The organism is Arthrobacter sp. W4I7 (assembly GCF_030816215.1).
GTDB lineage: Bacteria > Actinomycetota > Actinomycetes > Actinomycetales > Micrococcaceae > Arthrobacter > Arthrobacter siccitolerans_A.
In genome coordinates this window covers 3,621,315-3,641,265 of the sequence record NZ_JAUSXU010000001.1, presented here as the reverse complement: position 1 = coordinate 3,641,265, position 19,951 = coordinate 3,621,315, and the positions used below count along the sequence as shown (strand labels likewise).

The following is a 19,951-nucleotide window of genomic DNA, read 5'->3' as shown; positions in this document are numbered from 1 at the left end:
GTAAACGCTTTCCCTCGCGCGCGCCCGCCCGAGCGGCCACAGCTGTCGGCCGGCGCACGTCGCGGCGGGGAGGTGTGGGTGGGCCGGGACCAGCGCATTTCCGGCGTCTTCTGGCAGGATGGACCGGTGACGATTACTGCAGCGGCCGACGGTTCGGCTTTGGGAAACCCCGGCCCGGCGGGCTGGGCCTGGTACGTGAACGACGACTGCTGGCGCGCCGGCGGGTGGCCTCACGGTACCAATAACCAGGGTGAGCTGATGGCTGTCCTTGATCTTCTGCGGGCTACTGCCCACCTGCCCCAGGAGGACCTGCACATCCTCTGTGACAGCCAGTACGTCATCAACTCGATCACCAAGTGGATGCCGGGCTGGAAACGTAAGGGCTGGCGGAAGGCCGATGGCAAGCCAGTGCTGAACGTGGACCTGCTCAAGGAACTGGACCGGGAACTGGCGGGGCGGAAATACAGGTTCGAGTGGGTCAAGGGGCACGCAGGGCATGACCTGAACGAAGCCGCGGACGAGCGGGCGCGAGCCGCGGCCACGGCCTACCAGCAGGGGGTGGCTGCCCGCTCCGGGCCAGGATTTCCCGGCACCCACCACCTTTCCGCATCGGGAGCCCATGCAGCCGGTGCCGTTTCAGCCACTGCCCAGACTTTGGCAGCACCACCCCGTGAACCCGACCTCTTCAGCCAGCAGGAGCTGGCGCAGCAGGCCGCCTCAGGGCGGAAGACTCAGGAGCCGGCCCTTCCCCGTCAGAGCATCAGCCCGGAATCCACCAGCCGGCAGGACGCTGGACGGAATACGAGCCGGCAGGACGCTGGACGGAATACGAGCCGGCAGGACATTGGCCACCAGCGCCCCAGCCAGCAGGACTTCGCGCAGCTGGACTTTGCCCAGCTGGACGGCGGGGCCTTTGACCTGGCTGGGGCATCTGGCCAGGCCCAAACGGCACCGCCTGAAGCGCTGGTGGAGGAGCTGGAGCGGGAACTGCTGGGCCCCCTGGTGCGCGGTGATATCGGCAGGACAGCTGTCCTCCTGCACCCCGACTTCCTGGAGATCGGCAGCTCGGGCCGGGTCTGGACCAGGGATGCCATGATGATGGCCCTGGAAGAAGATCCCGGCGAGCGGACCGACATTGAGATCCTTGGCGCGGACCGCATCGGCCCCGCCGCGGTCCTGTTGACCTACCGGAGCTTCGCGCGCTCAGGCACAACGCTCCGAAGCTCGCTGTGGGTGCTGGACGGCGACCGCTGGCGGCTTCGGTTCCATCAGGGCACCCCCGAAGCCTGACACGCGCACTCCGGGCGCCTCGCCGCCAGGTTGGCTCAGCTAAACCGCTGGGTGTTTCCCTGCTCCGCCTGGGCGTAGGTGGCGGCCGCCGACGCCAGGGCCATATTGATCGACGCGAGGGAAGCTTCCACCCTGCCCTGCGTAAGGGTCCATTCCGTGACGAGGGCCTGGAAGTTGGTGGCCGCGGAGCCGCGCCAGGACCCCTGGAGCTCATCCAGTCCGCGTTTCATGGCCTGGACGTCGGCGCTGATCCGGTCCACCGTGGCCTGGACATTGGCAGACTTGAGCTGCAGGAGTTCGGTGTCGACGGAGATGATGCTCATGGCAATGCCTTTCGCAGTAACGGGCAGCGTTTGCTCCCATGCCCGGCTGGTCCGGGCAACTGCAACAAGCCTATGGATGCGCATCTTCCCGCGGCCACGACCGGAGCCTATATGTGGATAACCTCGCCGTCGACGCCCTCGGCTTTGGCCTGCACCGGCGCGTCCTCGCGCTGCGGAAGGCTGACCACCAGTGTGGCCCCGCCGCCGTCGGTATTCTCCACCCGGACAGATCCGCCGTGGGAGCCCACAATGGCTGCCACAATGGCCAGGCCCAGGCCGCTGCCGCCCGTCTCCCGCGTGCGCGACGTGTCTGCACGGTAGAAACGCTCGAAGACCTTCGACGCATCTTCCTCGGAGATACCCGGTCCGTGGTCCCGGACTTCAATGACGGACCTCTGGCGCCCGTCCTCTGACGCGCGGACGCCAACAGCCAGCTCAATGGGGGTGTCATCGGGGGTGTAACGCAAGGCATTGCCCACAAGGTTGCCCACCACCTGGCGGAGTTTGGCCTCGTCGCCCAACACGGGTGCGGGAGCTGCCTTGCCGCCGTCGAGCCCGACCAGGGAGATGACCCGGGCACGGGAGCTGGCCTGTGTGTCCACCACGGCATCGTGGGCAATCAGCTGGAGGTCGACAGGCTTTTGCTGCAAGGGCCGCTGCTCATCGAGGCGGGCGAGCAGCAGCAGGTCCTCCACCATGGAGCCCATGCGCTTGGCTTCGCTTTCGATCCTGCCCATGGCGGTGGCAACGTCTTCGTCGGTGGCCAGGGCGCCATGCCGGTAGAGCTCGGAGAAGCCGCGGATGGTCACCAGCGGGGTCCGCAGTTCGTGCGAGGCGTCGGCAGCGAACCGGCGCATCCTCGCCTCCGACGCGGTGCGTGCGGCAAAGGCCGATTCGATGTGGGCGAGCATGGCGTTCAGGGAACTGCCCAGCCGGCCCAATTCCGTGTGCGGGTTGTCCACATCGACCCGGCGCGACAGGTCACCGGCGGCAATGGCCGCGGCAGTCTTCTCCACCCGTGCCAGCGGCCTGAAGGACCGGCTGACCGTCCAGCTGCCGATCAGCGATGCCAGCAGCAGCGTCAGCAGGCCCACTCCGGCCACCACCAGGTTGGCGTGCTTAACGACATCATCCACGTTTCGCAGGGGCAGCCCGATCACCACCACGGCGGGCTCGTCATTGCTCAGGACGTTAACCGCCACCACGCGCCAGTTTTCCCCGTCGGTGCCGCGCACCTGGAAGGGGACCCGGCCCTGGGACTCTGCCTGCGCCACGGACATGTTCGCGATGTCCGGATGGTTCTGCTTGTCGCCGCCGAAGGGGTAGGGCTCCTGCTGGTCCCGGTACAGGATCAGGGAATAGTCGGTGGGGATGATCGGGTTCGTCGGCGCCTGCAGCTGACTGAACGACTGCTGCTTTGCCGCCAGGGCGACGGCGGCGTACAGCTTGTCATCCACCTGCTCCTGAAGGTAGCTGTGCAGCAGCGTCAGGGTGACGCCGCCGGTTGCCGTCAGTGCCACCACCAGCAGGCCCATGATCATTGCTACCAGCTGGGACCGCAGGGAGGCTGTTTTCCACCGCTTCAACAAGGTCAGCGCTTTTCGGCCGTCCGCAGCACGTAGCCCACGCCGCGCTTGGTCTGGATCAGCGCCGGAGCCTCCGGATCGAGGTCAACCTTCCGGCGCAGGTAGGAGATATACGACTCAACGATGGACGCGTCACCGTTGAAGTTGTACTCCCACACGTGATCCAGGATCTGCGACTTGGACAGCACCCGGTTGGGGTTGAGCATGAGGTAGCGGAGCAACTTGAACTCGGTGGGGGAGAGTTCGATGACAGTGCCGCCACGGCGCACTTCGTGGGCATCGTCGTCGAGTTCCAAGTCATCCACGCGGATGACGGCGTCGTCGTCGAGCATGGGCTGGGTCCGCCGCAGGACGGCGCGGATTCTCGCCACTACCTCGTCCAGGCTGAAGGGTTTGGTGACGTAATCGTCGCCGCCCACAGTGAGGCCGGTGACTTTGTCCTCGGTATCGTCCTTGGCGGTCAGGAACAGGACAGGGAAGTGCTTGCCTGATGCGCGCAGTCGGCGGGTGACGGTGAACCCGTCCATGTCCGGAAGCATCACGTCCAGGACGGCAAGGTCCGGTGCGTGCAGGTCCGCAGCGGCAAGGGCGTCGCGTCCGTTGGCTGCGGAAACGACGTCGAATCCGGCGAACCGCAGGGAGGTTGAGAGCAGTTCGCGGATGTTGGGCTCGTCGTCCACCACGAGGAGCTTCGCTTCAGGGCCGTTCTTGTTCATGCTCCCATCATGCTCCCAGACTCTGGGAGTTGTCTGGATATTCGTTGGGAGCCTGTTGTGAAGAGCAAACGCGAAGATTAAGTGGAAAGAGGAGCGGTTCACCAAAACATCGTTCCCGGCTCGCCCTTGAATGGCCCAACCACCCTGCTGGTGATCCACCCGCCATAGAAAGCGCCAGCTTGGGGACGGACGCACTCACCGTCCACCTCGCAATAGTCCATCTTGCCCGGGTACAGTGCCACATGCCCGGTCAACGTTATGTAGGGCGGCGCAGGCTGCGGATAGAACCATCCTGCCGCAGCAGCCAACAGGCCACCGCCGCGGATGTTCAGGTACTGTGCTGTCCCCTTGAACTCGCAATAGCTGGTCCCTGAGGCAAGCTCCAGTGTTGCGGGCCTGAAGGCTTCCCGGGGGAAGTAATAGACCGGCGGGTGGCTGGTCTCCAGAACGCGCACTGACTCCGTGACGTCGAGGATGAGCTCTCCGCCAAGGACGACCCGGATCCGTTCCTGGCTCGGCTCAACGCGTGGGGGACGGGGGTAGCCCCAGACAGATTCCTGGCCAGGCTGCGGTACAACGGGTTCCACAGGGTGTCGCATGCTTCCAGTATGCAATGGCCGAGCAGAACTGCGGCGGGTGGTCCGGGTGCGACAACCGGGGATACGGCTACTCCGCCGTTTCCACGTCCTTGGCGTCCATGATCCGGTAGGCATAGCCCTGCTCGGCGAGGAAACGCTGGCGTTTGGCGGCGAAGTCCTGGTCCAGGGTGTCCCGCGCCACCAGCGAGTAGAACCGGGCTGCCCGGCCGTCCTTCTTGGGACGGAGAAGCCGGCCCAGGCGCTGCGCTTCCTCCTGCCGCGACCCGAAGGAACCCGATACCTGGATCGCCACCGACGCTTCCGGGAGGTCGATGGAAAAGTTGGCCACCTTGGAAACCACGAGCGTCTGGATCTCACCGGCACGGAATGCATCGAAGAGCTTCTGGCGCACCTTCACGGAGGTGTCGCCTTTGATGACCGGCGCCTGGAGGCGCTCGCCGAGCTCGTCCAGCTGGTCGATGTACTGGCCGATGACCAGCAGCTGCTCCCCGGTGTGCCGGGCCACGAGCTGCTCCACCACCTGCGTCTTGGACTCCGACGTGGCGCAGAGCCGGTACTTGTCGGCGTCGTCTGCCATGGCGTAGGCGACGCGCTCATCCCGCGGCAGGTCCACCCGGACCTCCACGCAGTCCGCGGGGGCGATGTAGCCCTGGGACTCGATGTCTTTCCACGGCGCGTCGTAGCGCTTGGGTCCAATCAGGCTGAAGACCTCGCCCTCGCGGCCGTCTTCGCGCACCAGTGTTGCGGTGAGGCCCAGGCGGCGCCGGGCCTGCAGGTCCGCCGTCATCCGGAAAATCGGGGCAGGAAGCAGGTGGACCTCGTCGTAGATGATCAGGCCCCAGTCATGCCCGTCCACCAGTTCAAGGTGCGGATACAGGCCGCCGCGCTTGGTGGTGAGCACCTGGTAGGTGGCAATGGTCACTGGCCGCACTTCCTTGACGGCGCCTGAGTACTCGCCGATTTCTTCCTCGGTGAGGGAGGTGCGCCTGAGCAGCTCATCCTTCCACTGCCGGGCGGCCACGGTGTTCGTGACAAGGATCAGGGTGGTGGTGGAGCCGGTTGCCATCGCCGCCGCGCCCACGAGGGTTTTGCCCGCCCCGCAGGGAAGCACCACGACGCCGCTGCCGCCGGCCCAGAAATTGTCACTGGCCATCTGCTGGTAGGGCCGCAGTTTCCAGCCGTCCTCGTTCAGCGCGATCAGGTGCGGGGTGCCGTCCACATAGCCGGCCAAATCCTCGGCGGGCCAGCCGATCTTGAGCAGAAGCTGCTTGAGCTGGCCTCGCTGGGACGCGTGCACCACCACTGTTTCGCCGTCAATCCGCGGGCCCAGGAGCGGCTGGATCTTCTTGGACCGGATCACTTCCTCAAGCACCGGGTAGTCGTCCGTCCGCATCACCAGACCGTGCTGCGGGTCCTTTTCCAGGCGCAGCCGGCCATAGCGCGACATCGTCTCCTCGACGTCGATCAGCAGCGAATGCGGCACCGGGAAGCGCGAATACTTCAGCAGTGTGTCCAGGACTCTTTCGGCGTCCAGGCCGGCGGCCCGGGCATTCCACAGGCCCAAGGGCGTCAACCGGTAGCTGTGGACATGCTCGGGCGCACGTTCCAGTTCGGCGAACGGCGCTATGGCGTGCCGGGCTTCGGTGGCGAGCTCATGGTCCACCTCAAGGAGGATGGTCTTGTCGCTCTGGACAATCAGGGGTCCGTCGTTCACTCGGGGGAGTCCTTCACTGGCGCAGTTCCTCTGCGGCCTCAATATCGATAATGCGGTGGATGGACAGCACCCGTTCGGTGTCCTTCGCGGGGTCGAAGACCCGGACGCGTCCGCCGCTCACTGAGAGGGGAACAACAATTTCGAGGTTGGCATTCCCCATGCCGTCCACCACGTTCATGCTGATCCGCTGCTTCAGCCGGATGGCGCGCTGCAGGGCTTCCAGCCCCAGCTGGGTGGCTGCTTCGGAGCCAATGTCCGCCTGCCCCGGGTGGTGGCTTACGACGGCGGCAGGGCGATGGCGGAGCACGTCCAGTTGAGCTTGCACTTCCTCCGCTTCCGGCGCGGTCCGTGGGGCGGTGTACACGGGCCGGGAAGGGCTGTGCGGCGCAGGGACACGCCGGAGCCGGAGTACAGGCTGTTCGGATTCGTCAAGCGATGGCGAGAGACCCAGGCTGCGCAGCACCTGCGCTGTTTCGCGTGGGGCAGCGGAGGAGATGAGGACGGTCGGAGCAATCCGTACCAGGCCGAGCCCCTCGGTTTTGGGCCCTTGCAGCAGGTCAAGCAGCGCCCCTTCGTCTTCGCTTTGGATAAAGCTCCCGGCGGCGCCCACCCGCAGCCGGCCGTGCCGGGCGGCCGTGTCCTCCACGAGGTACTGCAGCGGCTGCGGGACGGCCGTGGCTGAGTGTTCCCGCAGGAACTCCAGCAGGGCCTGGGCATTATGTCCGGCGTCCAGGGCCCGGCGGATGGAACCGGGCGAGAACCGGTAGATGGTGGCCGGCCCCTGTCCTTCCGCGTCCGCCATCAGCAGCAGTTTCTCCGTCAGGGCCGGCGCAAGGTATCCGGGGGCCACAGCAGTCAGGTCCGCCTGGAGCAGCACGTGGTTCAGCTCGGCCGGCAGGTGCTCGCCCAGGATGGCGAGTGCGGCGTCCGGATCATCGGCGGCGATGGCGCTCCCCAGCTGGCTCAGCGCTCCAGAGCCCAGCAGACCGAGGATTTCGGCTTCGGCCAGCACTCCGCGGATCAGGGAACTGAAGCGCCGGGCCATCCGCGGCTGGGCCCACTCGGCGCGCTGCAGGACCGCGGCTGCGTCCAGCACCGGCGCAGTTCCGTCCGGTGCCGCCGCTTCCTGGGTGAGTTCGTTGAGAATCTCCAGGATCCGCTTGCGCACCACCGGGGCGTCAGGCCGCTGCGCCTCCGCCGACAACGCAATAACGGTGCTCCCCGATGCGGCGCGGTGCCCCGCCGCTGCTCCGGGCGTTCCGCTGATGGGCTGCCCCACCATGGACGGTACGCGCTCGCTGGCCAGCCAGGCGTTCACCAGCCAGAGCCATTGTTCCTGCCGGGGCAGGACGAGCCACTCCAACTCGGGCGGCTGGATCCAGGACGAGGAGTCAACGTCCAGCCGGATCAGGCCCGCGAGCCCGCAGAGCTCCAGGAGCAGCCCGACGCGTAGCTGGTCGATCCGGAGCACATCAGCGAGCCGCCTCATCTCGCGGACGCCCACACCTCCGCTGCGGAGGGTGGCCAGCGGTTGTTCCTTCACGGCATGGAGCATTTCGCCCACGAGCCGCAGGGTTTCTGCGATGGCGCCGAGCGCCGCATTCCGGCGCAGGGCGGCGCTGGTGCGGCCGAGCTCGGGGACCGGCGGTGACAGTGCGAAGTCATTGATGATGGCGCCGCCGCGCAGTGACAGTCCCACGCTGTGCGGCAGTTCCACGTGGGCGGCGTCCAACGGCACCAGCAGGCCCCGGGCCAGGAGCCAGTCAACGGGGCCGACGTCGGATCCCTCGGTGGTGATGGATGCCTTGCGTTGCGCCTGGGGGACGGCACCCATGGCCCAGTTCCGGAATTTGGCGAGCAGCGCCGTCGTGCGTTCCGGAGCGGTGGACAAGATATCCTGCAACGCCTCAGGGGAGGACGTCCAGTGCTGCAGCGCCAGCGCTGCCTCCATGGGCGTGGTGGCGCCATGGATGGCGACGCCCCTCCGGTGCAGTTCGGAAACAAGCTGAACCGCCCGTTGCGCGAACGCGGGCTGGAGGCGCACCAGCTCCGTGTAGCTCCGCCCCAGTCCGGCGGGATATATCCCCACCACGTCCTTCAGGCTGCCCACGGGGAGGTAGTAGCGCTGCTTGCCGGCGGGAGTTCCGTGCGGGGGTTCGGCGCGGTGTACCAGCGCGAGGTCCTGGAGTGACGCCAGGATCCGCTCCACGGCTGCGAGGGTGGATCCTGAAATCAGGTGGCGGAGGCCCGCGGCTGAAGCGCTGTGCTTCGTGTCGGTGTTCGTACACAGATGGAGGGTTTCCAGGACCTGCATCTGGGGCCGGTTGAGGCGCTCCAGGGCGCGCTGGACGCTGACCCTCCCGCTGGCCCTGGCGGCCAGGGCGGCGAAATCCGGCACGGCGGGGGAGATGAGGTCCGGCCGCGCGTCAAACAGCGACCGCAACGAGTCGTCGCTGCGGGCCTCCAGGTCCTTGCTGAGCGCGCGAATAAGGGACATCAGTCCAACGTTACCGCCCGTCAGGTTTTCCTGCCCGGCGGCGCCCGGCGACGCTGTCCAGGACAAGGAACAGCATCAGGAGGAACGCCAGCGGCAGGCCGTACAGCGCGGCATAGGTGACCCAGGCCGGAGCCACCGAACCTGCGAAGGCAAAGGCCATGACGGCTGCCACCGCTGCCAGCGAGAGCACGGCAATAACCGCGGCGAAGATCGTCAGGGGCCGCCGGTAACGCGAGGGTGTCATGGACGTAACGCTAACAGCCCCGTCCGTCAGGGCCGGCATGCGTTCCGGGAGGCCAGGGCGCGGTTGGGGGGCCCACGCCCGTAGGGTTCCCTGGCCGAGCTTGCGAGGCTAGGGCGCGGGTGGGGAGGTGCCGCCGAAAGCAGGATTAGGGGATGGGGCAGGATAACCTTGAGGGATACAGACCAACACGGTCTCCAGCCGTCATACCCTGAACCCGCACAACAATGCGGATGCGGTGACAGCTGGCCGTGTCTCAAGACGTCAGAACGAAGAAGGTTGATTACGTGCCTACCGGCAAGGTCAAGTGGTATGACAAGGACAAAGGCTTCGGTTTCCTCGCGGGCGAAGACGGCCAGGAAGTGTTCCTGCCTAAATCCTCGCTGCCAGAGGGTGTAACGGAGCTTAAGGCCGGCACCCGCGTTGAATTTGGTGTCGCAGACGGCCGCAAGGGTGCACAGGCCCTGGGGCTGCGCGTGCTCGATAAGACGCCGTCCATCGCCAAGGCGAAACGGCCCAGTGCCCGGGACCTTGCCCCGCTGGTCCAGGACTTGGTGAGCGTGCTGGACAACCTGTCCGGAACCCTCTCCAAAGGCAAATACCCGGAAGGCAACAAGGGTAAGGCCATCGCCGCCGCCCTGCGTAAGGTTGCCGACGAGCTGGACGTTTAGCCCTGATGAGTTCGGAAGCTGATCAGCAGGAGCCGGCAGTGGAGTCGCAGGAGTTGGTGTCCCGGGATCCGGTGTCCCCGGAACCGGAGCCGGAGGGGACCGTTTCGGCCGCCGCGTCACCGGCCCCTGCTGCCGTGAGGACTGCGAGGCCGCGCGCCGGTGTGCCGGCATGGCGCACCGGAAAGCCCGACGCCTTCCTTGCCGCCGCCGTGGAAACTGCCCGAAGCGCGATCGAAGGCATTACGGCGCCGGCGGACATCGGGCGCCACCTGGGAGCCAAGAGCGAGGGCGACCGCCTGGTGACGCACCTCTTTGAATCCCGGTTGCCCGGCTACGGCGGCTGGCAATGGTTCGCGGTCCTGACGCGGAACTCACGCTCCAAGGTTGTGACCGTCAATGAGCTGGGCCTGCTGCCGTCCGAGGACTCCATCCTGGCCCCGGAATGGGTTCCCTGGGCGGAACGTGTCCGGCCTGAAGATGAGCAGGAACCTGAGCGGGAACAGGAACCGGAAACAGAAACAGAAACAGCCGAGGCTGGGCCGGCGGAATCCGATGCTGCGGAAGATGCTGTTGCAGGGCCTGAAGGCCAGGAATCTGAGGCAGGCGCACCTGAAGCGGGTGCCTCTGCAGCCGCTGAGCCGGACCAGTCCGCCGAGGGCGACGCCGGCACTTCCTGACCGGGACGCTCTTATGGAGCGCTCCTCCGAAGACAGACAAAAGGCGCCGCCCGGGGAAAACCCGGGCGGCGCCGTCGTTCTTTAATGCCTCAGCGCCCTGGTGGCTTGGGGAGGGGCAACTGACCCGGGCTGGCGGAGTGCGCGAGCAGCCCCCAGCCCGCGCCGGTTCGGTTGCTTGTGCAGTCCTACTTGCGCAGCTCGTCCACCACGTAATCGATGCTTGCGAGCAGGGCGGAAACGTCGGCGGGCTCAATGGCCACGAACGTTGCGATGCGCAGCTGGTTACGGCCCAGCTTCCGGTAAGGCTCGGTGTCCACCACGCCATTGGCGCGCAGTACCTTGGCAACCACGGCCGCGTCCACGGACTCATCGAAGTCGATGGTGGCGATGACGTTGGAGCGCTCGTCCGGGTTGGTGACAAAGGGAGTGGCGAACCCGGAGGCGTCGGCCCAGCTGTAGATGCGGCCGGCGGAGTCAGCCGTGCGGGCGGACGCGAAGTCCAGGCCGCCGTTGGAGTTCAACCACTGCACCTGCGCGTCCAGAGTCACCAGGGTGGACAGCGACGGGGTGTTGTAGGTCTGGTTCAGGCGCGAGTTGTCGATGGCCGTCTGCAGATCCAGGAAGTCCGGAATCCAGCGGTCGCTGGCCTTGATCCTCGCTGCCCGTTCCAGGGCGGCCGGGGAGAAGAGCCCAAGCCAAAGTCCGCCGTCGGAGGCAAAGTTTTTCTGCGGCGCGAAGTAGTAAACGTCACTCTGGGCAACATCGACATCCAGGCCGCCTGCGGCAGAGGTGGCGTCCACCAGGACCAATGCACCTTCGTCCGCGCCGGCAACGCGCTGCACAGGGGCCGAAACGCCTGTGCTGGTCTCGTTCTGCGGCCAGGCGTAAACATCCGCGCCTGCTTCTGCCTGCGCCGAGGGGCGGGTACCGGGTTCGGACTTGATGATGGAGGACGCGTCCAGGAAGGGGGCTTTGTTGGTGGCTGCGGCGAATTTGGAGCCGAATTCACCAAAGGACAGGTGCTGTGCCTTCTTCTCCACCAGGCCAAAGCTTGCAATATCCCAGAAGGCGGTGGAACCGCCCACGCCGAGCACCACCTCATACCCTTCGGGTGCGCGGAAGAACTGGCTCAGGCCTTCCCGGACAGAGCCCACCAGGTTCTTGACAGGGGCCTGGCGGTGGGACGTGCCGAGGATCTTCTTTGACGCGGCTGACAGCGCATCGATCTGTTCCTGCCGGACTTTGGAGGGCCCGGCGCCGAACCGTCCGTCCTTCGGCAGGAGGTCGGCGGGAATAGTGATGCTGGTTTCGCTCACAGGTGCTCCAATTTCGGCGTGGACGTAACTTTGGTCCGGACGGGTGTTGGCGGCCGGCAGTCGGCGGTGACTGCAACCAGGGCCTTCCTCATTCTGCCTGAAGCGCTGTTTCGGCGGGAACCCGGGCCGTCATAGTCCAGCCAATGAGACGCCTGCGTAGCACAGGCGCGAACTATTCGGACAAAGTCAAAATAGGCTAAGCTTTTCCACGGACTACGTCGCAGTCAAGGCGATACGGTGGGACAACGCAAGGTACTGCGCTCGAGGAGCTGAGCTGGATGACGGATCTGATCGACACTACGGAAATGTACCTTCGGACCATTCTGGAGCTTGAAGAAGAGAACATCGTGGCTCTTCGTGCGCGCATCGCCGAGCGGCTCCGCCACTCCGGGCCCACCGTCTCCCAGACCATCGGCCGGATGGAGCGGGACGGCCTGGTGGTCGTCTCCGGAGACCGGCACCTTGAGCTCACCGAAACGGGGCGGAAGCGCGCCACGGAGGTCATGCGCAAGCACCGCCTTGCCGAGCGCCTGCTCGCCGACGTCATCGGTCTCGACTGGGCCTACGTCCACGACGAAGCCTGCCGCTGGGAGCATGTCATGAGCGAACGCGTGGAGCGGCGCATCTACGAGCTGCTCAACCATCCCACGGAGTCTCCGTACGGGAATCCGATTCCAGGCCTGGCAGCCTTGGGCGGTTCTCCGTCACTGGGCCTTGCCGACGGTGCCATCAGCCTCCTGGAAGCGATGAAATCCTATGGTCCGGCATCAGAGGTGACCGTGAGCCGGCTCGCGGAGCCCATCCAGGTGGAGCCGGAGCTGCTGTCCCAGCTTGACGAGGGCGGTATCCGTCCGGGCGCCGCCGTTTCACTGGAGCGGGTGGGTGATTACATTTCGGTGCGCGTTCCCGGCATTGAAGGGGCCCTGGAGCTGCCGCCGGAGGTTGCTGCGCACGTGTTCGTGGCCATCCGCCAGCCCGCGGGTTAGGGACGGGATACCCCATAACGGGGTGTTTAGCCAAAGATAACGGAATTGTTACTAAGGGGCTTAAGCCTCTATAGTTGAACCAAGCGTTGATATTAAAGCGTTACCTGATCTGGAGCCGAGCTCTGCCAGCGGATCAGGAGCACGAGTCGTAACTGGCAGAGGCGGGGGAACCACAACCGGCAGCGGGGGACTGTCTTGGGGTGAAGTCCGTCAGCAGCAAGCCTCTTCCAGCGAAGGATCCTTAATGGGATATCTCTGTGCCGAAGCTTGCTTACGGCGGACCGGGTCTTTGAACTCTCTGACCTGAATCCGACAGCTAACTTCGCAGGCTTTCCAGAGAGGAACCGTTCTTGACCATGCAGAATTCCAGGGGACGCCGCCGCGCGGCGGGCCCTGCTTCGACACCGCGCGTTGTCGAAGTCATCACCTCGGAGCGTCCCCGCGATCCGCACCGTGATGCTCGCCGGCGTCGGGGTCCCCTCCGCCAGGTGACCGAATTCGCAGCCGCCAGCGGCATCGGCCAGAAGGCCGGCATCGCGCTTGCTGCCACCGGCCTGGTCCTCACCGTGACAGTCCCGGCCACCAGTCCTGTTATGGCCACTGACGCCTCGGGCGCCGCCCCCGTTGCCGCCTCCTCCGTGACGCCCCAGCCTCAGATCTCCGCGGAAGCCGGGGCCCAAATCGACTTCAGCCGCTCCGCCGTGGTGACCCAGGCTGATCCGGACGGGAAACTGAAGCAGCTGCTCAGCGCGCAGTCGGCCGGCGCCATCAGCCGGGCCGCCTCGGCCGGAAGCCTCGGCGCCCCGCTGGCCGTGATGACCACCGCATCGCCATTCGGCTACCGGGTCAGCCCCATCACCGGCGGCACCGGGGACTTCCACCGCGGACAGGACTATGTGGCCCAATGCGGGACGTCCGTCATGGCTGCGGCCACCGGTACCGTCACCTTTGTGGGCTGGCATCAGTTCGGCGGCGGGAACCGCGTCGTGATCGACCACGGCAACGGCCTGGAAACCACCTACAACCACCTGTCGTCCTTCAACGTCAAGGAAGGCCAGACGGTCTCCCGCGGGGAAGTTGTGGCGCTCAGCGGCACTACGGGGGCGTCCACAGGCTGCCACCTCCACTTCGAAGTCCAGGTCAACGGCGAGGTCGTTGACCCCACCGTCTGGCTGTAGTCAAGTGACGGTGAACTATCAGATGATCTTGACTTGCCGTGACCTGAATGTGACATTCAGTCAAAACTGCTGTACCGTCTAACTCGCGTCAACTTTTCCGAAGTTGACGCTCTTGTGCGGATTGCCTAACTCTGCCACCGCTCAAGGTCCGTTCGCATGACATCGTCTGGCAGGGGCGGGGGAACCAATTTTGGCCTTTCCAGCGGGAAGGCCTTGGGGTTAAGTCACAAAGCTTCCTTGGAAGCCGCGTGGCCGGGTGACTCCCATCCGAATCCGACAGCTCACCTCGCAGGCATTGGGAGAGGCTACCTTCGTGTCTTCACGCCATAATTCTGCGCGCCACCGTGCGCAAACGGTTCGTACCAGCCCCTTGGACGCGGTGTCCAAGGCTGTTAGTGCCAATGCCGGGACAGTTGGTCGCCAGGCTGCCGTTATCGCAGCTGCTTCCGGCCTCATCCTGACCATGGGCTTGCCGGCCACCGCGGCAGACACCAACGCTGGTGTGTCTGCCTCAACGGAGTCCGGGTCGGCGCAGACCGCCCTTGCCGTTACTGCGGCCCCCACGGCCACTGTCTCTTTCGAGCGCCCCGTGGTCAAGACCACAGCCGCTCCCAAGGTGCAGGCCGTACGCACCCAGTCCACAGACTCGGGTAATGGAACCGCTGCCACCGGAACCGCTTCCTCCGCCAAGGAGAAGCTGGCCGAAACCGTCTCCTCCGCCTCCACCTCAGGCATCGCCGCCATCGCGTACACCGGCATCGGTCACTCGTACGTGTGGGGCGGCACCAGCCCCGTCACCGGCTGGGACTGCTCGGGCTTCACCCAGTGGGTCTACGCGCAGGCCGGCATCAGCATCCCCCGCACCAATGCATGGACTGCCATGACGCCCACATCCACTCCTCAGGCGGGCGACCTGGTGATGCAGAATGGCGGCGCACACGTTGGCATCTACGTCGGCAACGGCATGATGATCAGCGCCCTGAACCCCTCCCAGGGAACGCTGCTGCACGCCGTGGCCGCAACCGGCTCCTCCGCGTTCTTCACTGTCTCCAAGGGCTAGTTCTTCGACCTTCGGGTCCAAGGGCTTTTTCTTTGCCCAAACACACTCTTCGCTAAATCACCACATCCCCGTTCGGGACGTGCCGGCGTACCCCCAAGATGCCGGCACGTCCAAAACCCCCTGTCTGCCTACAAGGCGACTGGGGAAAACGAAAGAGAGAACTGATGACTACTCGTGCAACCGCACGGCATCGCGCCGAGGTCACCAAAACCAATTCGCTGGCCATCATTGCCAAAGCTGTGGGCGAGAACGCCGGCGGCGTCGGACGCCAGGCGGCAGTGATCGCTGCCGCGTCCGGCCTGGTCCTCACCAGCGGCCTGGCCGCCAACGCTGCCGACGCCAACGTCCAGCGTGACTCTGCCCCGGCCTCCAACCTGGAAGTTGAATCAACGGTTGAGGCTCCGATTTCGGCTGAGTCCACCATTGCCATTTCCTACGAGAAGCCCGCAGTGACCACCACTCCGGCTCCCGTTGTGGAAGCGCCGGAGCCCGAGGTTCAGGTTGAGGTCCAGGAAGCAGCCGCTCCGGCTGCCAAGCCCGTCGTTGCCGCCAAGGTGACCGCATCCGCTCCTGCCGCAGCCCCCGCCGCTTCGGCGAGCGGCAAGGGTGCAGCTATCCTCTCCGCCGCCTACGCCCAGCTCGGTGTGATGCAGGACTGCACCATGCTGGTCACCAACTCCCTGGCCGCCGTCGGCATCAACTTCCACGACTGGCCCGCCGGTTACCTCTCCCTGGGCCGCACCGTGAGCGCCGCCGAAGCGCAGGCGGGCGACCTGATCTACTACGCCGACGGCGGCGCCGGAATGGCACACATCGCTGTCTACGCCGGAAACGGCCAGGCAGTGCACGGCGGCTACAACGGCAACCAGACCGTTGTTTTCAGCGCCAACGTTGGTTCCGGCCCGGTCTTCATCCGCGTCAACTGACATCCCCGGCCCGTTGATTCGGGCTGACGGAATTGAACACAACCCCTGCCCAACGGCAGGGGTTGTTTCGTTTAAGCGGCATGTCCCGCCGGTCACCGCGGCCGGACACGGCGGGGGCTGTACGCCGCAATTAGCCGATAGTGCACTTCTTTGTTTACTCTTGTGGTGTCGATCCATAGCCCGGATATGCCGGGGGCAGCCGGCCCTCGTGCCCCTGACGGGTGCGGCCGTGAAGAGGTACGTGCATGCGCACTCTCGTTCTGAATGCTGGATATGAACCGCTGGCGGTTATTACCTTCCGCCGGGCGCTGGTGCTTGTGCTTACGGGCAAGGCGAGCGTCGTGGCCGAAGGGGACGATCCTGTCGTGGGACCCCAGGAGATTCTGGGCCGCCCGTCCGTGATCCTCCTGAACCGCTACATCCGTCCCAGATACAACCAGTCCACGGCTGTCAGCAGACGCGGCGTGCTCCGGCGTGACGGGCACAAGTGCGCCTATTGCGGAAAAGCTGCGCACACTATCGACCATGTCCACCCCAAGTCCCGCGGCGGAGCGGATTCCTGGGAGAACCTCGTGGCCGCATGCCTTCGGTGCAACAACGTCAAAGGTGATCACACCCCGGCGGAGATGGGCTGGAAGCTGCGGTTCGTGCCCGAGCCTCCGCACGGCACCATCTGGCAGATCAAGGAACTCGAGAAGCCAACCCCTGCCTGGGATCCGTTCCTGCTGCCGGAGCGCGCTGCCTGAAAGACCTCGGGCTTGGCTCGGGTGCGCTCCCGATTAGGCTGGGGGAGTGGAGCAGAACAGGTTGGACTTCGACGCCCTGGTCCTTGCCGGCGGCAGGTCTTCCCGCCTGGGCGGGGTACCTAAGCAGGGGCTGGTCTTTGAAGGCGCCACCCTGCTGCAGCGGTCTCTTGCGGCATGCTCCGCCGCGTCCCTGACAGCAGTGGTGGGCCCGGATCCGGGGCCGTTGCCTGCGGGGGTGGTCGCCTGCCGCGAGGAGCCGGAGTTCGCAGGACCGGCTGCTGCTGTCGCGGCCGGGCTCGAAGCGCTCGGCCGGGCCGGCGGCGGACGGGATTTCACGTTGGTGCTGGCCTGCGACATGCCCCGGGTTACCGGCGCCGTGCAGGCATTGGCGGAGTCCCTCGCCTTGGCGGGGTATGCCGGCGACGGCGTGATGGCCTGTTCCGAAGACGGTACTGCCCAAATGCTGGTGGGTTTTTACCGCACGGACGGGTTAAAAAGAGCCGTGCAGGAGTTGGCCTCGCGCGGCAGGTTAATCGACGGCTCCATGCGCTCCCTCCTTGCTAGTCTTGATCTGCAGCTTGTCACCGTCCCCGCCGGTACCACAGCCGATGTGGATACCTGGGATGATGCCGCCGCATTAGGAGTTGACGCCGGGAAGCCGGACGTGCGCCAGGACCGGCGCGGCAGCAGTTGAATTGGGAGGCAAAGAGTGAAAAGCCAGGATGAAACGCTGGAGGAGTGGTGCAGGTCCCTCCTTCAGGCCTATGAGCTTGAGGACGTCCAGGTGGACGTCAATGCCATCCTTGCCCTGGCGGGCGTTGCTGCGCACTCCGTGGTGCGGCCGGCAGCGCCCCTGACCACCTTCATTGCCGGCTACGCCGCCGGCCTGGCCTCGGGCTCCGGACAAAGCACGGAGGCTTCATCCATGGAAGAGGCCCTGGCCGTGGCACGTTCCCTGGCTGCAGATTACGATGCCGAAGCCGCCGGGGCTCCCGGCGAATGACTGAAGAACCCGGGGACGAACGGAGTTCAGCAGACCCGCCAGAGGCGACGCACCACCTCGCCCATACCTGGGAGGAAGCCCGGCAGGCTGCCTTCGCGGCAGCAACGCCGATTCCTGCCGGACCGGTTCCCCTGCATCTGGCCCTTGGCCGCACCCTGCACCAGGACATCGTGGCACTGCAGGACATGCCTCACTACGCGTCCTCGGCCATGGACGGCTGGGCGGTCAACGGTACCGGCCCGTGGATCCTCGTGGAGCCCGGCACGCGGCTGGCGCCGCACCAGGCAAGCCCCATTGTGACCGGCGGGCTCATTCCTCCCGGCGGAAAAGCCGTGCTTCGCAGCGAGAGTGCTCTGCTGGGCAAGGACGAGGACGGACTGCCGGTCCTGACTACCGGCGGAAGCGCCCGGCCGGGTGAGCCGCGCACCGGCCAGCACATCCGGAAAGCCGGTGAGGAAGCCCTGGAAGGGGACATCCTGGTGAAAGCGGGAGTGTTGCTTAACCCTGCGCATCTTGCACTGGCCGCCCTGGCCGGCTACGACGAAGTGCCCGTCCAGGGCAAACCCATGGTCCGGCTTTTGCTGACCGGTTCCGAAGTGATTGGCGAGGGTATGCCGCTTCCGGGCCAGGTGCGGGACACTTTTGGTCCGCAACTGCCGGCAGTGGTGAACATGCTTGGAGGAATAGCAGGCGAACAGCAGCGGATCGGCGACTCTTACGCCGAGTGGCTTGCCGCCCTCGAAGACGTGGTGCCTGAGGTGCCGGGCGCGCCGGACCTGCCGGCCGACGTCGTCATCACCACGGGCGGGACAGGAAAGTCTGGCACCGATCATCTCCGCCAGGCCGTGGCCGAGCTGGGCGGCCGGCTGGTCATCGACGGGATAGCGATGCGGCCGGGGCACCCGGCGGTCCTCGCGGAGCTGCCGGACGGGCGGTTTGTGCTGGGACTGCCGGGGAATCCCCTCGCCGCGATGATGGCGCTGTGTACTGTGGGGGCCCCGCTGCTCGCCGCGCTGGGCCACGGCACCCTGCCGGAGATCCAAGAGGTGCCGTGCGGAGGCATCATCGAACCCGATCCGGGGCGCACGCGCCTGATGCCGTTCCGCCTCCTGTACGGGATGGCTTCGCCGGCACAGCACACCGGTCCCGGCATGATGCGCGGGCTGGCGTCGGCCGACGGCGTTATGGTGGTGCCGCCGCATGGGGTCCAGCTCGGTGAACTGGTACCGGCTTTCGCCCTGCCCTGGGGCCCGCCCATTCCGGCAGCTGCGGATCCCGGTTCGAAAGCAAAGACCAGGAACGCGGGGCGGCCTGCCCGAACGGCCGCCAAGCCGGCAGCCGCGGGCCCCGTGGACTGGAGCGCGCTCCTTGGCTGAGCATCGCTGCGTGTGTGCGTCCCGGCTGGTATCCGGCTCCGGCAGTTGCCATGATGGAGCTATGAACAAGCAGGGGTGGCCGTGGGCCGCGTGACCCAGCGCCGCAAGGTGCACAAATATGTCCTCGATGGTTCTCCGAAGGCCCTCGAATTTCCGGTGCGGCACCGCGAGGATGTCCTCGCGGTGGAGGAGCCGCTGGAGATCCGGCTGGGCCAGCTGTCCTTCTCGGTGACCATGCGCACCCCGGGTGACGACTTTGACCTGGTGGCCGGGTTCCTGGTGTCGGAGGGCATCATCTGGAGCGCCGAGCAACTCGTGTCGCTGCGTTTCTGCGCCGGCGAGGACGAGAACGGCATGCAGACCTTCAACGTGGTGGAGGTCCAGCTGCGGCCGGACGTCACCATTCCCTCCATCGGCCGCCACATCTACACATCCAGCTCCTGTGGCATTTGCGGGACGGATTCGATTGAATCCGTCCGGAAGTCCTCGCGCTACAACCTCGCCGAGGACCCCCTGGGCATCGACGCGGAACTCCTGGCATCGCTGCCGGGGCTGCTGCGGAAATCCCAGCGCGTTTTTGAGGATACCGGGGGAGTGCACGCTGCCGGGCTGTTCAAGATAGGGGACGACGGCGGCGCGGAACTTTTGTGCCTCCGTGAGGACGTGGGCCGCCACAACGCCGTGGACAAGGTAGTGGGCTGGGCCCTGCGTGAAGGACTGCTCCCGCTGCGCGGGACCATCCTCCAGGTGTCCGGCCGGGCCTCCTTCGAGCTGGTGCAGAAAGCGGCGCTGGCAGGAATCCCGGTGCTGGCTGCCGTCAGCGCGCCCTCCAGCCTTGCCGTGGAGCTTGCGGAGGCAAGCGGCATGACACTGGCCGGATTCAGCCGGGGCACCAGCCTTAACATCTACACAGGGGACCAGCGGATCGTCAGGCCCGCTGTACACGTTCCGGCCCGCGCGCTGCCCTGATCCAGGGGACCATATTGTAGGTCTGTCCACAAACCGCTTTGGGGTTGTTCCCCCCTGAGCAGTTGGCTAGTAGGCTA

General features: G+C 66.0%; 20 protein-coding genes and 2 riboswitches. Of the genes, 12 read left to right on the top strand and 8 right to left on the bottom strand.

Going from position 1 to position 19,951, the window contains the following annotated elements:
• Positions 1 to 126 precede the first annotated feature (126 nt).
• Positions 127 to 1,290: a ribonuclease HI family protein gene (locus QF047_RS16400; RefSeq protein ID WP_307279260.1), complete on the top strand. Its 1,164-nt coding sequence runs from the start codon at positions 127 to 129 to the stop codon at positions 1,288 to 1,290.
• A gap of 35 nt (positions 1,291 to 1,325) precedes the next feature.
• Here QF047_RS16400 and QF047_RS16395 read toward each other — a convergent pair whose 3' ends face one another.
• The 7 genes from QF047_RS16395 to QF047_RS16365 form a co-directional block, all read right to left on the bottom strand.
• On the bottom strand, positions 1,326 to 1,613 hold the full coding sequence (locus QF047_RS16395; RefSeq protein WP_306638176.1) for a WXG100 family type VII secretion target: 288 nt from the start codon (positions 1,611 to 1,613) through the stop codon (positions 1,326 to 1,328).
• A gap of 107 nt (positions 1,614 to 1,720) precedes the next feature.
• Positions 1,721 to 3,202 (bottom strand): cell wall metabolism sensor histidine kinase WalK, encoded by a 1,482-nt coding sequence (locus QF047_RS16390; RefSeq protein WP_307279258.1) that lies wholly within the window; start codon positions 3,200 to 3,202, stop codon positions 1,721 to 1,723.
• A 2-nt stretch (positions 3,203 to 3,204) separates the two neighbouring features.
• A complete protein-coding gene (locus QF047_RS16385) occupies positions 3,205 to 3,915 on the bottom strand; it encodes a response regulator transcription factor (protein WP_306638178.1) in 711 nt (236 codons plus the stop codon).
• A gap of 98 nt (positions 3,916 to 4,013) precedes the next feature.
• Positions 4,014 to 4,514: a DUF427 domain-containing protein gene (locus tag QF047_RS16380; RefSeq protein WP_307279253.1), complete on the bottom strand. Its 501-nt coding sequence runs from the start codon at positions 4,512 to 4,514 to the stop codon at positions 4,014 to 4,016.
• A 67-nt stretch (positions 4,515 to 4,581) separates the two neighbouring features.
• On the bottom strand, positions 4,582 to 6,228 hold the full coding sequence (locus tag QF047_RS16375; protein WP_307279251.1) for a DNA repair helicase XPB: 1,647 nt from the start codon (positions 6,226 to 6,228) through the stop codon (positions 4,582 to 4,584).
• A gap of 13 nt (positions 6,229 to 6,241) precedes the next feature.
• Positions 6,242 to 8,725 (bottom strand): helicase-associated domain-containing protein, encoded by a 2,484-nt coding sequence (locus QF047_RS16370; RefSeq protein ID WP_307279248.1) that lies wholly within the window; start codon positions 8,723 to 8,725, stop codon positions 6,242 to 6,244.
• Between the two features lie 10 nt (positions 8,726 to 8,735).
• Entirely contained in the window at positions 8,736 to 8,969 is a 234-nt protein-coding gene (locus QF047_RS16365) for a hypothetical protein (protein WP_306638185.1), read from the bottom strand.
• Between the two features lie 284 nt (positions 8,970 to 9,253).
• Between QF047_RS16365 and QF047_RS16360 the strand changes: the two genes are divergently transcribed.
• The gene (locus QF047_RS16360; protein ID WP_009358151.1) at positions 9,254 to 9,637 is read left to right on the top strand and encodes a cold-shock protein; all 384 of its coding nucleotides are present in this window, start codon (positions 9,254 to 9,256) and stop codon (positions 9,635 to 9,637) included.
• Positions 9,638 to 9,642: 5 nt separating this feature from the next.
• Positions 9,643 to 10,314, top strand: coding sequence for a DUF3027 domain-containing protein (locus tag QF047_RS16355; protein ID WP_307279242.1), 672 nt, complete (start codon positions 9,643 to 9,645; stop codon positions 10,312 to 10,314).
• Between the two features lie 185 nt (positions 10,315 to 10,499).
• On the opposite strand, the gene serC is transcribed toward QF047_RS16355, so the two are convergent.
• Positions 10,500 to 11,630: a phosphoserine transaminase gene (gene serC / locus QF047_RS16350; RefSeq protein WP_307279241.1), complete on the bottom strand. Its 1,131-nt coding sequence runs from the start codon at positions 11,628 to 11,630 to the stop codon at positions 10,500 to 10,502.
• A 278-nt stretch (positions 11,631 to 11,908) separates the two neighbouring features.
• On the opposite strand from serC, the gene QF047_RS16345 reads away from it, so the two are divergent.
• The 9 genes from QF047_RS16345 (at position 11,909) to fdhD (ending at position 19,874) form a co-directional block, all read left to right on the top strand.
• Positions 11,909 to 12,616, top strand: a complete 708-nt coding sequence (locus QF047_RS16345; RefSeq protein ID WP_306638191.1) for a metal-dependent transcriptional regulator — start codon at positions 11,909 to 11,911, stop codon at positions 12,614 to 12,616.
• Between the two features lie 103 nt (positions 12,617 to 12,719).
• Positions 12,720 to 12,962, top strand: a riboswitch (cyclic di-AMP (ydaO/yuaA leader).
• A gap of 10 nt (positions 12,963 to 12,972) precedes the next feature.
• Positions 12,973 to 13,794 carry a M23 family metallopeptidase gene (locus QF047_RS16340; protein WP_307282008.1) on the top strand — a complete coding sequence of 274 codons (822 nt, stop codon included), beginning with the start codon at positions 12,973 to 12,975 and terminating at the stop codon, positions 13,792 to 13,794.
• A gap of 112 nt (positions 13,795 to 13,906) precedes the next feature.
• Positions 13,907 to 14,103: riboswitch (cyclic di-AMP (ydaO/yuaA leader) on the top strand.
• 70 nt (positions 14,104 to 14,173) lie between these two features.
• Positions 14,174 to 14,854, top strand: coding sequence for a C40 family peptidase (locus tag QF047_RS16335; RefSeq protein WP_307279238.1), 681 nt, complete (start codon positions 14,174 to 14,176; stop codon positions 14,852 to 14,854).
• A 164-nt stretch (positions 14,855 to 15,018) separates the two neighbouring features.
• Complete coding sequence (locus QF047_RS16330) at positions 15,019 to 15,780, top strand: NlpC/P60 family protein (protein ID WP_306638195.1); 762 nt, start codon at positions 15,019 to 15,021, stop codon at positions 15,778 to 15,780.
• A 245-nt stretch (positions 15,781 to 16,025) separates the two neighbouring features.
• Positions 16,026 to 16,526 (top strand): HNH endonuclease, encoded by a 501-nt coding sequence (locus QF047_RS16325; RefSeq protein ID WP_306638196.1) that lies wholly within the window; start codon positions 16,026 to 16,028, stop codon positions 16,524 to 16,526.
• A 46-nt stretch (positions 16,527 to 16,572) separates the two neighbouring features.
• The gene (locus tag QF047_RS16320; protein WP_306638197.1) at positions 16,573 to 17,220 is read left to right on the top strand and encodes a molybdenum cofactor guanylyltransferase; all 648 of its coding nucleotides are present in this window, start codon (positions 16,573 to 16,575) and stop codon (positions 17,218 to 17,220) included.
• Between the two features lie 15 nt (positions 17,221 to 17,235).
• Entirely contained in the window at positions 17,236 to 17,529 is a 294-nt protein-coding gene (locus QF047_RS16315) for a DUF6457 domain-containing protein (protein WP_306638198.1), read from the top strand.
• On the top strand, positions 17,526 to 18,905 hold the full coding sequence (locus QF047_RS16310) for a molybdopterin molybdotransferase MoeA (protein ID WP_307279232.1): 1,380 nt from the start codon (positions 17,526 to 17,528) through the stop codon (positions 18,903 to 18,905). The genes QF047_RS16315 and QF047_RS16310 overlap by 4 nt, the downstream gene beginning before the upstream one ends.
• A gap of 81 nt (positions 18,906 to 18,986) precedes the next feature.
• The gene (gene fdhD / locus QF047_RS16305) at positions 18,987 to 19,874 is read left to right on the top strand and encodes a formate dehydrogenase accessory sulfurtransferase FdhD (protein ID WP_307279228.1); all 888 of its coding nucleotides are present in this window, start codon (positions 18,987 to 18,989) and stop codon (positions 19,872 to 19,874) included.
• The last annotated feature ends 77 nt before the right edge of the window (positions 19,875 to 19,951 follow it).

Excerpts from the sequence above, each read along its gene's own strand:
- QF047_RS16395 (WP_306638176.1), bottom strand. The coding sequence starts at position 1,613 with ATGAGCATCATCTCCGTCGACACCGAACTCCTGCAGCTCAAGTCTGCC.
- QF047_RS16385 (WP_306638178.1), bottom strand. The coding sequence starts at position 3,915 with ATGAACAAGAACGGCCCTGAAGCGAAGCTCCTCGTGGTGGACGACGAG.
- QF047_RS16380 (WP_307279253.1), bottom strand. The coding sequence starts at position 4,514 with ATGCGACACCCTGTGGAACCCGTTGTACCGCAGCCTGGCCAGGAATCT.
- QF047_RS16370 (WP_307279248.1), bottom strand. The coding sequence starts at position 8,725 with ATGTCCCTTATTCGCGCGCTCAGCAAGGACCTGGAGGCCCGCAGCGAC.
- QF047_RS16365 (WP_306638185.1), bottom strand. The coding sequence starts at position 8,969 with ATGACACCCTCGCGTTACCGGCGGCCCCTGACGATCTTCGCCGCGGTT.
- QF047_RS16355 (WP_307279242.1), top strand. The coding sequence starts at position 9,643 with ATGAGTTCGGAAGCTGATCAGCAGGAGCCGGCAGTGGAGTCGCAGGAG.
- QF047_RS16345 (WP_306638191.1), top strand. The coding sequence starts at position 11,909 with ATGACGGATCTGATCGACACTACGGAAATGTACCTTCGGACCATTCTG.
- QF047_RS16340 (WP_307282008.1), top strand. The coding sequence starts at position 12,973 with ATGCAGAATTCCAGGGGACGCCGCCGCGCGGCGGGCCCTGCTTCGACA.
- QF047_RS16330 (WP_306638195.1), top strand. The coding sequence starts at position 15,019 with ATGACTACTCGTGCAACCGCACGGCATCGCGCCGAGGTCACCAAAACC.
- QF047_RS16325 (WP_306638196.1), top strand. The coding sequence starts at position 16,026 with ATGCGCACTCTCGTTCTGAATGCTGGATATGAACCGCTGGCGGTTATT.
- QF047_RS16310 (WP_307279232.1), top strand. The coding sequence starts at position 17,526 with ATGACTGAAGAACCCGGGGACGAACGGAGTTCAGCAGACCCGCCAGAG.